Genomic DNA, 11,068 nt, shown 5'->3' on the forward strand with positions numbered 1-11,068 from the left:
ACCTCGCCAATCGCTATAATCGTCGCCCTAACACGCCGGTATAGCTCAGTTGGTAGAGCAACTGACTTGTAATCAGTAGGTCCCGGGTTCGACTCCTGGTGCCGGCACCATTTAAAAACAAAGGCTTGCAGCGATGCAGGCCTTTGTTTTATCCGCCATACGTAACAACGCACGTAACAAGCCGCGTAACAAGACTGTAGAACGCGCGCATACGCACACGCCCCAGACTGAATTGTTTTTTTCATGTAGTGGGGGGTGCGCAAAAAGAGTAATTTCTGTAACCCACGCCCAGAAAAAGGCGCAATGCCTTGATCTACAAAGGTTTTCCGGCGATGGGCAAAGGTAACTTTCGAGTAACTAAAAGGTAATCTGGTTACTCTTTCTCAAGGTGATATTGGCCCCATAAAAAAGCCTTATAAATCAGCAGCTTATAAAAAATTACCTTTTTGATTACTCCTAAGTTACCTCTCTTTGTAATGTCAGAACCCACGAACGGCGCGGCCTCCAGGGTCGGTTTCCCCGCAGATTGCTGAAATTACTCTTTCCGCAAATCGCCCCCGACAACCCCCTCTAACCTGGATGCACCCCATAGCCCATAAACCCCCTCCAGTGCAGGGAATCGCAGGTTTTTGCCTCGCCCCATACCTGCCTCCAGCCCGCTGCCTTGGCCGCGCTGAGCGGCCTGCAGGGGCGCAGAAAATGCGCCACATTTAGCCCGGAGGCGTGGCGGGGGGACGAGCGCGCGCGCCGGGTGAAAACAGGGGTCGGCAGCAGCCCCAGGCCGGGCACCCAAGCCACAGGCCCGCACCCTCGACCAGCCACGCGCCCGCAGCGTCGCGCCTCCTGCTCGCCGCTCGTCGCCCGCCTCGCTGAAAGCCCCGGAAATACTCGCGCGCAGCCCTCGTAGCGCTGGCTTGAAATTCCTGGAAGTGGTAGTGTTAGCTGGGGTTTTTCACGTTGAAGAAGCCGCAAACTTCCGCGCGTGGAGCCCAAAAAAAAGCCGCCTCAAGGGCGGCTTTTTAGTATGTGTTCTACAGTCAGTTGACAGCGGCAGGCAGCTCATACGGGTTGAACCGCACCACCTCTTCACCCAGCCAATCGTTGATCTGCGCCAGTCGAGCCTGCACCGGCTCCAGCTCGTTGAGCGCCCACACCTGGGCGGCGTCACGGATCGACCCGAACCCGCCCGCGTTCTGCGGCACGATACCCATGAGCTGAGGCGGGATGCGCAGTGCCGCCAGCAGATCATCGCGGCTGATGTTCTTGATCGAGGCGAAGTCATCCTTGGCCGCCACCTCACTGATCGGGATCAGCTGCATGCCATCCTTCTTGCCGCCCGGGGCGTACATGAACAGGTTGCGGAAGTTGCCAGGCCCCTTGCTGCTCTTCATCGCGTCGCGCAGGTTGGTGACGAAATCCTCGTTCTGTGCCGCGTCTGTCATGTACAGGATGAACCCCGCGTGCGAGCCGTTCTGGTAATACTTGCGGCGGAATAGCGTGGCCGACTCGTTAAGCAGCGCGCTCTGTAGGGACGCCAGCCACTCCGGCAGGCCGTAGACCTCCTGGTTGATATCTGCCTCACGCAGGTGACAGACGCTCCCAGTCTTGAACTCGTGCTCGTCCTTCCATCCGCGCACCTGGTAATAGGTCACCAGGTCGGTACCGCGCCGCATGTACTTCGCCAGGCACGGCTGCAGGCCGAGCGCCTGACGCAACATGTTGTCGCGCTTCTCCAGGTACAGGTTACCGGACCATCCCCAGTCCATGACGATCTGCTCGAATGCCGCCCGGGTCAGCAGCCGATGAGGTTTAAACGTGCGCGCCAGTGCGTTGCGCTTGAAGTTGAGCCCAGACTGCAGGTAAACACTTGCCTTGGTCGAGCGGGCCAAGCCGTCCAGGGATACAGGTGGCTCATACCACCGGCCGTTCGCCCAGCACTCCAGATAGTCGAGAATCTCCCGGCCATCAAGCACCGGTACCGGATCGCCGAAGGTGAAGGCCATCGACTGGCCACCCTGATCCTTGACCTGCACCTCCGCCTCTCGATCCTGGGTGGTTGCCGCAAGGTCATGCTGGCTGAGGTTGCGACTCGTGCTCATCAGTAAATCTCCATGATGCCGGTGTTGGCCGCTGTGCGGCCCTCCAGCGGCTCGTTTTGCAATGCGTGAAAGAGCGCCCACGCCAGATCGGCGTGGCCGGTGCTGTCGTTGCGGCCAGCGACATAGGTGAACTGGCGTCCACCTGGGGTGATGGTCTTGCGGATGGCCATGAGCGATTGCGCGATATCGATCCAGCCGGCATCGAACTCAAGGCGACCTTTGCTGATTACGTCCCACGCCTTCATCACCAGGCGGGTCTTGACCTCGGGGTTGTAGGAAAACGTCTTCAGCGCCGGGAAGAACTGACGCACCAACTGAGCCACGGCACTACCGATGCCCGTGGTGTCGATCCCGATATAGGCCACGTTATAGCGGCGAGTGACGTGCCGGATCGTCTCGGCCTGCGCGGCGAAATCCATACCTCGGAACTGGTGGCGCTCTAGTACGCGGAACTTGCCACCCGCCACCAGCGGCGGCGCCACGACCACCAGGCCAGCGGAGTCACCGCTCTCGGCGGGATCGTATCCAACCCAGACGGGGCGCTCTCCGAACGGCCGCATCGCAAAAGGGCTGTAGTCCGGCCAATCCCAGCTTTCCACCATGCACGGCTGCAGCATCGATAGCGGGAAAATGCTCTGCCCGTCATCGACAAACTGGCACATCAGCAAGTTTTGGAAGGCCGCAGCGTCGTATTCCTCACGCAGCTCGTCCAGGTCAAACAGATCGCAGCCGCGTGACTCCGCGTCGAGGATGGTGACAATCTGGCGCCAGATGCGGTCCTCGCAGTATCGCCCCTGCTGCAGCGCCTCGTGACTCACGTCGAGCTGGATATGGCTGGCCGTCGGCTTGCCCTTGTTGAAGCGCTCGCCCGTCCAGTAGCTGTACGCTGGATGCGCCATGCTGCTCGGCGTCGAGAAGTAGGTCTTGCGCCACTTCTTGTGGAGCGCCATGCCCGACGCCACCTTGTTTATTTCGGCGAAGTTGTGGACCCAGAAAAATTCGTCGAAATAGAAGTTTCCGCTACGCCCCTGCGCCGTACGGTAGTTGGTGCCCAGGAAGTGCAGCTCGGCGTTGTTCCACAGAACGATGGGGTCGCCAGTCAGCTTTACCCCCAGCACTTCGTTGAGAAAGGACTGCATGTAGGTCTTGAACTGGTGCGCCTGCGCCTTGCTGGCCGACAGGAATATCTGGTTGCGCCCTGTGGTGATGGCGTCGATTAGCGCCTCGCGGGCGAAGTAGAACGTCGCGCCAATCTGCCGGCTCTTCAGGATCATGCGGGTGCGCATGTTCCCCGAGCGGTGCCAGTCGAGCTGATAGTCGAAACAGCTGTCGCGGAACGCCTCGACCAGCGTCTCGATCTGCCCCTCGTCCAGTTCGTTGCGCTTGGGCGCCTTTTTCGGCCCCTCGTTGCGCTTGGCGATGTTCGGGTTGAGATCGGTATCGGTCCCGCCGTCCTGGTAGCGCTGGATTCTGGCTTGCCGCTCCAACTGGCGGTGCAACAGATCGATTTCCTTGAAGTCCCCGCCGGACTTGCCGTCCTTGAGGATCAACTGCACCAGACGCGCCTCCAGCGCACCGCCGATCCGCTCCACGTTGTCCGCCCGGTCCCACTCGTCCCGGGTTTTCCAGCTGTGCAGGGTCTTCTCTTTCTCGCCGAGGTAGTCGGCGATATCGGTGATGCGCCAGCCCGTCCAATACAGGAACTTGGCGTGGCGGCGCGGATCGGTGGTCGGCTGGGCGATAGAGTTCATGACGCCGATGCTGCCGCTCACGCGCGCGAGCCCCTAACTCCGCGCCCTGTACCGGGACTCGTTACAAGGTCAGAGCGTTGCCGCGCGTTCGCCCACTGTCGACCATGCCCTCAACGCAACGGCAACCGCCGCCAACGCATCGAGGACAGCCCACATGGCCGCAAGCAATGCCCCAGCCCAGAAATTCCGCTCCAACTGGTTCCGTGTCGCCGTTGAAGGCTCCACCACCGATAAGCGCAAGATCGAGCGCACTTGGCTGGAGCAGGCCGCCAAAAACTTCAGCCCGAACACCTATGGCGCCCGCGTGTGGCTGGAACACTTCCGCAGCCTGCTGCCGGACAGCCCTTTCAAGGCCTACGGCGACATCACCGCTGTCAAGACCGAAGAGGTTGAGATTGCCGGACAGAAGAAACTCGCCCTGTTCGCCCAGATCGAACCGACCCCCGACCTGGTGGCCATGAACAAGGCCAAGCAGAAGATTTACACCTCCATCGAAATCGACGAGAGCTTTGCCGACAGCGGCGAGGCGTACATCGTCGGCCTGGCCGTAACCGATTCGCCGGCAAGCCTGGGTACCGACGTGCTGGCTTTCTCCGCGCAGAAGCCGGACGCCAGCCCATTCAAGGATCGCCACTACTCCGCGACCTCAATGTTCACCGAGGCCCTGGAGGCTGAAATCAAATTCGAGGAAGTTGCAGAACCCGAAAACAAGGCCTTGGGCCTGTTCAATCGGGTCATGGAAGCCCTCGGCAAGAGCAAGGACAAAACGGTCAAGGATGACGCCCAATTCTCCGAACTGACGGAAGCCGTTGAGGCGCTCGCCAACCACGCCAAGGACCAGGGCACAGCCTTCACTACCGAGCAAACCAAACTCAACACGCTGCAAACCGCCCACGAAAAAATGGCCGGCGAATTCGCTGACCTGCTCAAGCGCCTGGGTGACACCGAAGACCACAGCCAGCAGCACCGCCCACCAGCTACGGGCGGCGACGGCAAAGTGCTGACCAAGTTCTGACACCACCCAGCCCGCAACCGGAGAACACCCAATGCGTAACGTAACCCGCCTCGCCTTCACCGCCCTGGCCGCGCAGATCGCTCTGCTCAACGGCGTTGCCAGTGCAACCGAGAAATTCAACGTCGCCCCGAGCGTTCAGCAGACGCTGGAAGCTGCCATGCAGGAATCCAGCGCCTTCCTCAAGGCCATCAACCTGATCGGTGTCAACGATCAGACGGGCGAGGCTCTGCTCGGCGGGGTTAATGGCCCCATCGCCGGCCGCACCAACACCGCAGCGGGCAACCGTCGCAACCCGGCCGACGTCTCCAAGCTGACCAAGGACGAGTACGCCTGCAAGCAAACCAACTTCGACACTGCGTTCCCCTACGCGCTGCTCGACGCCTGGGCCAAGTTCCCCAATTTCCAGGTACTCCTGACCAATGCCATCATCGAGCGTCAGTCCCTCGACCGCATCATGATCGGCTTCAACGGAACCAGCGTCGCGGTGGCTACCGACCGCGTCAACAACCCCTTGCTGCAGGACGTCAACAAAGGCTGGCTGCAGAAGATCCGTGAAGGCGCTGCAGACCACGTCATTGACGATGGCGCCGTCGCCGGAAAAGTCACCGTAGGCGCCACCAAGTTGATCAAGGTGGCGGGCGTTGATACCGAAATCAGCGGCGACTACAAAACCCTCGACGGCCTGGTGTTCGATGCCATCCAAATGCTCGCCCCGTGGCACCGCAGCCGTCCCGATCTGGTGGTACTGGTCAGCCGCGACCTGATGCACGAGAAATTGCTCAAGGCCGTGGAAAAAGGTGCTGCCTCCAACCAGGAAGAGAACGCCGCTCAGGAGATCGTCAGCCGCGCCCGTCTCGGCGGCCTGCCGGTGGTCGATGCCCCGTTCTTCCCGGAGGGCACCGTACTGGTCACCTTCCTCAAGAACCTCTCCATCTACTGGCAGGAGGACGCACGCCGGCGCCACCTGAAAGACGAGCCGGAATTCGATCGTATTGCTGACTACCAGTCCAGCAATGACGCCTACGTGATCGAGGACTTCGATGCTGTCGCCCTGGTGGAGAACATCGAAGCGATGACCTACCCAGCCCCGACTGAGGCATAAGTCATGGCTCTGACCCTTGCCCAAAGCACTCAGCTGCGCAAGCGTGCCGCCCAGGAGGCGGCGCGCACCGCGCCCGCCGCTCTCATGGAGGGCCTCACCAGCTACGAGCTCATGCTCGCCAAGCTCCAGCAGGATCAACTGCGTCTCAAGCAGGTCCAGTCGCAACAGAACAAGGCGAAGGTCAAGGCCGAGCTGCTCCCAGAATACGTGCCCTACATTGACGGCATCCTCGCCGCCGGCCAGGGCGCTCAAGACGACGTGCTGGTCACCGTTATGGTTTGGCGCTTCGACGCGGGCGACTACGCCGGCGGCCTGGACATCGCCGAGTACGTCATCCGCCACAACCTGCAGACGCCGAACCGCTTCAACCGCACCACCGGCTGTCTGGTGGCCGAGGAAGTGGCTGAAGCCGCATTGACGGACCAGAAGGCGGGCAGCGTATTCCCGCACGACATCCTCACCCGCACCGCTGTGCTCACCGCGGAACAGGACATGCCGGACGAAGCTCGCGCCAAGCTCACCCTCGCACTGGGCCGTTCCACCTTGGTCGGCCTGGACGAGAAAAACCCAGGCCAACCTGGCCAGATTCAGGCCGGCATTGACCTGCTAAAAACTGCCATCCAGCAGCACAACAGCTGCGGCGGCAAGAAAGACCTGGAGCGCGCCGAGCGCCTCCTCAAGAAACACGCTGGCCCCGCCAGCTAACCGAGCGGTCCCCCGCACCCGGGCGGCTCGGGGTGGATCAGCAGGGTTACTCCTTCCCGAGCTGTGAAGCCCCGACCACCGCCCACTAATTCAAGGCCCGAACATGAGCGGATTTGCAGACCAGTACCTGGGCACCTTCCGACAGTCACCTGTAGAGGCGGAACTACGTAAGGCCGCTGAACGCTATGTGAGCGAGTCAGAAACCTACGACCGTACGGTCTGCACCGGTCCTATCGGAAAGGACGGCATCCTACCCGCCACTCCGCGCGAGTTTGCTCTAGTAAATAGAAACGCTCATTCCTTGCTGACCAGGATTGCCGGAGAGCATGCCCACCTGTTCAGCCGTAGTGAGTTGCTGCGCGAAATTGGCCGAGTTGATCGACAGGGAGCGGCTGCATGAGCGGATTTATCGCCGGCGGCGACACCAGCGCCGCCTACCCGATCAGCAACGCGGACTTCTGGCCAGAGATCGACGGCCAGCAACTGCGCGCCGCGATGCGTATCGACTCCAGCGTTACCGACGACCGTCTCGAAGTGGCCACCGTCAACGTCATGATCGAGGCCAACCGAGAGCTCGCCACCTACCGCGCGGCGCGCCAGGCCGAAGGGCACGCCACGCTGGCCGACGTGCCGGCCGAGAAGATAAAGGGCGAAAGTCAGTGGCTGCACCTCTACCGCCGCGTCATCTACTGCGGCGCTCTGGCAGAGCTGATTGAGCGCTACAACAGCTTCGACGCCACCAACAGCGGCGAGCAAAAGGTCACCGAGGAAGAGAGCAGCCCCGACCAGTTGCGCCGCGATGCCCGCAAGGCTTTGCGCACCATCCTCGGCATCAGCCACGCCACCGTGGAGCTGCTGTAGTGGCCACCGTCATCGCCGCCCAGGGCGACACCGTTGACAGCCTCTGCTGGCAATACTACGGCCGCACCGCAGGCGTCACCGAAGCCGTCCTCGACGCCAACCCAGGCCTCGCCGACCTAGGCCCGATCATCCCTCACGGTACCGCCGTCATCCTACCGGCCGCCGCCCCCCAACTCGAACAGCGCCAAGTGGTGAACCTATGGGACTGATCTACCTCGCCGTCTACAAAGGCGAAGGCAAGCTATTCAACCGGCTCATCCGCCTCTGGACGCGCTCGCGGTACAGCCACTGCGAACTGGTCATGCCCGATGGCCGCTGGCTGTCCGCCAGCGCCATGGATGGCGGCGTGCGCGCCAAGCACATCGAGCTCGACTTCGAGCACTGGGAACTAATCCCTTTGCGCTGGGCCGACGCCAAGCTCATCGAGTCCGTTTTCGCCCGGCACGAAGGCAAGGGCTACGACTGGCTCGGCATCCTGCTCGCTCAGTTCCTGCCGCTGGGTATCGACAGCAAAAGCCGCATGTTCTGCAGCGAGTTTTGCGCGGCCGCCCTTGGCCTGCAGCGAGCGGCCCCTCGATTCAGCCCCGTGCTGCTGAACGAAGTGGTCAAGCGCATCAACTGCCTTCCGTTCGTGCAGCTCGCCCACTCTCTTCCACAGGACTCAAGGAATGTCACAGATGCCTGACCGCCCCGAAACTTGGGCCATGCTGCTCGCCTGGATGGAGCAGCACCACCCGCTCATTTATGCCGCCGTGCTCTCGGCGCTGATCGCCTCGGCTCGCTTCATTTATTCCGGCGGCAGCCTACGCCGTGCCGTGGGCGAAGGCTTCATTTGCGGCCTCATCACGCTGGCAGTGACCAACGGCCTGGCTCTGTTCGGCATACCTGAGCAGTTCGCGCCCTTCTTCGGCGGAGTGGTCGGCCTGCTTGGCGCCGACTACGTCCGCTCCAGCCTCAAACGCATCGCTACCCGCAAGGCAGACCAGCTATGACTGAAGCCCTCAAGCACGGCGACAAAGGCATCGCCGTCCGCCGCCTGCAGAAACAGCTCAATGCGTTCGGCGCCAAGTTGGCCACCGATGGCGACTACGGTGACGAAACCGAAAAGGCCGTCCGCGCTTATCAAGCCAAGATCGGCCTGGTGGTCGATGGCAAGGCCGGCGAGAAGACACTCGCCGCCCTGGACGGCACCGACTGCAGCCAGCTACTGCGCAATACAACCCTCGTGGCCGCCGCTGCTCGGCTGGGTGTTGAGCTGGCCGTCATCTACGCGGTCAACGAGGTGGAGAGCGCCGGCTCCGGCTTCCTGGCCACCGGCAAGCCGAAGATCCTGTTCGAGCGCCACGTCATGCACAAACGCTTGGCTCTGCCGCGCGCCGAAGGTGATGATCCGGCAGCCCTGAAGCGCCACGCCGACGAGCTCGCCGTCCAATTCCCCACCCTGGTCAACACCAAGGCCGGCGGCTACATCGGCAGCGCTGCAGAACACCAGCGCCTGGCACAGGCCCGCATGATCGACGCGCGATGCGCCAACGAGTCGGCCAGCTGGGGCGCCTTTCAGATCATGGGCTACCAGGCCGAGCGCCTGGGCTACGCTAGCGTCGACGATTTCGTCCGTCTGATGAGCCAGGATGAAAACCAGCAGTTCGAGGCGTTTGTCCGCTTCATCGAAGCCGATCCAGCCCTGTTGAAGGCTCTCAAGGGTAAGAAGTGGGCAGCATTCGCCAAGGCGTATAACGGTCCGGCTTACGCCCGAAACCTCTACGACGTAAAGCTCGAACGCGCCTACGAGCAGCACGCCAACTGTGGCTGCAGCAAGGAGTCGGCATGAGCAAGGTAGCGAGCCAAGCGGAGCGATTCCCATACAGCGAACTTATTCAGCGAATGACAAGCCTGTCGCCCACCGGTGGGTGCAGAGCTGTTCTTCTGCCGGCCGGAACGCCCATTGACCAGTGCCAAAAGATGGCCGATGCCCTCAAGCACGTAATGCCAGTAGCGCCACTCGTTATCTGTGGCGACCTTCAGGTCCTCGATGAGGCAGACATGAATGCCGCCGGCTGGTACCGCAAATGACTACTCTGCGCCAAGCCCTCTACAGCGCCGCACTACTCGGCGCACTGGGCGTGCTGCTTTGGGGCACCTACCAGCGCAGCCAGGCCGAACAGGGGCGCACCGCTGTGGCCCAGGAGAAGCTGGCCACCGTCAACGCTCGCGTCGAACGCGACGCCACCACCATCGCCACCCTTCGCACCACCCTGGCAGACGAACGTCAGGCCCAGACCGAGCTGCAACAGATCGGCCAGGACCTGCGCCGCGAGCTGGACGTCCGCAAGCAACAGATCAAGGAGTTGAAACGTGAAAACGCCGAACTACGCGAGTGGGCTATCGCTCAGCTGCCTGCTGCTGCTCGCAGGCTGCGGCAGCGCCCCGCCATCACCGGAGCAGACGCATATCGTGACTGGCTGTCCGGCCGTAACGCGCTGCACCCTGAGCGCGACTGATCCAGCTACCAACGGCGAGCTCCTCGACGACCAGGACATCACCGAGGCCGACTGGGCAGCCTGCGCCTCCAAGGTCGACATAGTCTACGAGTGCCAACAGAAGGCAGCCACCCCATGAACAAACCCAACAGCCTCCGCGAGCATCTGCTCACCGCCGTCGCAGGGCTCAAGAAGAACCCCGACCGGCTGCTCATCTTCATCGACGCCGGCAGCGTCCGCTGTACGGCAGCCAAGGGCCTTTCTTTCGAGTACACCTACACCCTGCAGGTGCTGCTCACCGACTTCGCCGGTCACCCGGACAGCGTATTCATTCCAGTACTGGAGTGGCTGCGGCTCCAGCAGCCGGATCTGCTCACCAACCTGGAGCGCGGCAAGGATGCCATCAACTTCGAGGCCGACATCCTGGACGGGGGCAAGGTTGATATGTCGATCAAACTGCCACTCACAGAGCGCGTCATCGTCAAGCGTCTGGATGATGGCAGTCTCGTTATCAGCCACCCTGACGAGCCGGACTTCGAGCTGTGACCGACAACCTCCACGCCCTGGAAGAGTGGGCTGGCCTACTGCTCGCCAAACTCTCTCCAGGTGAGCGCCGCAAACTCGGTAACACTATCGGCCGAGAGTTGCGTCGCAACCAGCAAACGCGCATCGCATCCCAACGCAATACGGACGGTACAGCCTACGCGGCCCGCAAGCCTCGCCAACTGCGCAAAAAGGCAGGCCGCATTAAGCGTCAGATGTTCGCCCGTTTGCGCCAGGCGAAGTACCTGCGCCTGCAGAGCACCCCCAACTCCATCGCCATCGCCTTCGCCGGCCGCGTCGCCCGCATCGCCCGCGTCCACCAATACGGCCTTCGCGACCGACCCGGACGTGGCCAGGACGACGTGCAGTACGACCGCCGCGAGCTGCTCGGCTTCACAGATGCCGACCTCGAAATGATCCGCGACCGCCTTCTGACCCACCTCACCGCCTGACCTGGCGCTGTAGCGCGCCCCGCTACAACCCGCGCCAAGTGCATCACACGCGCGCGAGCC

At 62.1% G+C, this 11,068-nt stretch carries 15 protein-coding genes and 1 tRNA gene; 14 read left to right on the forward strand and 2 right to left on the reverse strand.

Annotation, left to right across the window (positions count from 1 at the left end; translation table 11 throughout):
• Positions 1-34: 34 nt before the first annotated feature.
• Positions 35-110, forward strand: a tRNA-Thr gene (locus HX868_RS02005).
• A gap of 927 nt (positions 111-1,037) precedes the next feature.
• Here the strand turns inward: HX868_RS02005 and HX868_RS02010 are convergent.
• Both HX868_RS02010 and HX868_RS02015 read right to left on the reverse strand, forming a co-directional pair.
• Entirely contained in the window at positions 1,038-2,099 is a 1,062-nt protein-coding gene (locus HX868_RS02010) for a phage portal protein (RefSeq protein WP_177001730.1), read from the reverse strand.
• Positions 2,099-3,850, reverse strand: coding sequence for a terminase ATPase subunit family protein (locus HX868_RS02015; protein WP_177001877.1), 1,752 nt, complete (start codon positions 3,848-3,850; stop codon positions 2,099-2,101). The genes HX868_RS02010 and HX868_RS02015 overlap by 1 nt, the downstream gene beginning before the upstream one ends.
• Before the next feature lie 154 nt (positions 3,851-4,004).
• Between HX868_RS02015 and HX868_RS02020 the strand changes: the two genes are divergently transcribed.
• The 13 genes from HX868_RS02020 to HX868_RS02075 all read left to right on the forward strand — a co-directional run bounded on the left by HX868_RS02020 (position 4,005) and on the right by HX868_RS02075 (position 11,008).
• Positions 4,005-4,865, forward strand: a complete 861-nt coding sequence (locus HX868_RS02020) for a GPO family capsid scaffolding protein (protein ID WP_177001731.1) — start codon at positions 4,005-4,007, stop codon at positions 4,863-4,865.
• 31 nt (positions 4,866-4,896) lie between these two features.
• Positions 4,897-5,967: a phage major capsid protein, P2 family gene (locus HX868_RS02025; protein ID WP_177001732.1), complete on the forward strand. Its 1,071-nt coding sequence runs from the start codon at positions 4,897-4,899 to the stop codon at positions 5,965-5,967.
• Positions 5,968-5,970: 3 nt separating this feature from the next.
• Positions 5,971-6,672, forward strand: a complete 702-nt coding sequence (gpM, locus tag HX868_RS02030; protein ID WP_177001733.1) for a phage terminase small subunit — start codon at positions 5,971-5,973, stop codon at positions 6,670-6,672.
• Between the two features lie 396 nt (positions 6,673-7,068).
• Complete coding sequence (locus HX868_RS02035; protein WP_177001734.1) at positions 7,069-7,533, forward strand: head completion/stabilization protein; 465 nt, start codon at positions 7,069-7,071, stop codon at positions 7,531-7,533.
• Complete coding sequence (locus tag HX868_RS02040) at positions 7,533-7,742, forward strand: tail protein X (protein ID WP_177001735.1); 210 nt, start codon at positions 7,533-7,535, stop codon at positions 7,740-7,742. Before HX868_RS02035 ends, HX868_RS02040 begins: the two co-directional genes overlap by 1 nt.
• Positions 7,733-8,218: a hypothetical protein gene (locus HX868_RS02045; RefSeq protein WP_177001736.1), complete on the forward strand. Its 486-nt coding sequence runs from the start codon at positions 7,733-7,735 to the stop codon at positions 8,216-8,218. The genes HX868_RS02040 and HX868_RS02045 overlap by 10 nt, the downstream gene beginning before the upstream one ends.
• A complete protein-coding gene (locus HX868_RS02050) occupies positions 8,211-8,525 on the forward strand; it encodes a phage holin, lambda family (RefSeq protein ID WP_177001737.1) in 315 nt (104 codons plus the stop codon). The genes HX868_RS02045 and HX868_RS02050 overlap by 8 nt, the downstream gene beginning before the upstream one ends.
• Positions 8,522-9,364 (forward strand): N-acetylmuramidase domain-containing protein, encoded by an 843-nt coding sequence (locus HX868_RS02055; RefSeq protein WP_177001738.1) that lies wholly within the window; start codon positions 8,522-8,524, stop codon positions 9,362-9,364. Before HX868_RS02050 ends, HX868_RS02055 begins: the two co-directional genes overlap by 4 nt.
• A complete protein-coding gene (locus HX868_RS02060) occupies positions 9,361-9,606 on the forward strand; it encodes a hypothetical protein (protein ID WP_177001739.1) in 246 nt (81 codons plus the stop codon). Before HX868_RS02055 ends, HX868_RS02060 begins: the two co-directional genes overlap by 4 nt.
• Positions 9,603-10,034 (forward strand): Rz-like lysis system protein LysB, encoded by a 432-nt coding sequence (lysB, locus tag HX868_RS02065; protein WP_177001740.1) that lies wholly within the window; start codon positions 9,603-9,605, stop codon positions 10,032-10,034. The genes HX868_RS02060 and lysB overlap by 4 nt, the downstream gene beginning before the upstream one ends.
• Positions 9,937-10,152 (forward strand): Rz1-like lysis system protein LysC, encoded by a 216-nt coding sequence (gene lysC, locus HX868_RS30570; RefSeq protein WP_246355477.1) that lies wholly within the window; start codon positions 9,937-9,939, stop codon positions 10,150-10,152. Before lysB ends, lysC begins: the two co-directional genes overlap by 98 nt.
• Complete coding sequence (locus HX868_RS02070; RefSeq protein ID WP_177001741.1) at positions 10,149-10,559, forward strand: phage tail protein; 411 nt, start codon at positions 10,149-10,151, stop codon at positions 10,557-10,559. The genes lysC and HX868_RS02070 overlap by 4 nt, the downstream gene beginning before the upstream one ends.
• The gene (locus tag HX868_RS02075) at positions 10,556-11,008 is read left to right on the forward strand and encodes a phage virion morphogenesis protein (RefSeq protein WP_177001742.1); all 453 of its coding nucleotides are present in this window, start codon (positions 10,556-10,558) and stop codon (positions 11,006-11,008) included. Before HX868_RS02070 ends, HX868_RS02075 begins: the two co-directional genes overlap by 4 nt.
• Positions 11,009-11,068 lie beyond the last annotated feature (60 nt).

Origin of the sequence: Pseudomonas reactans (assembly GCF_013385825.1) — a bacterium.
Classification (GTDB): Bacteria; Pseudomonadota; Gammaproteobacteria; order Pseudomonadales; family Pseudomonadaceae; genus Aquipseudomonas; species Aquipseudomonas reactans.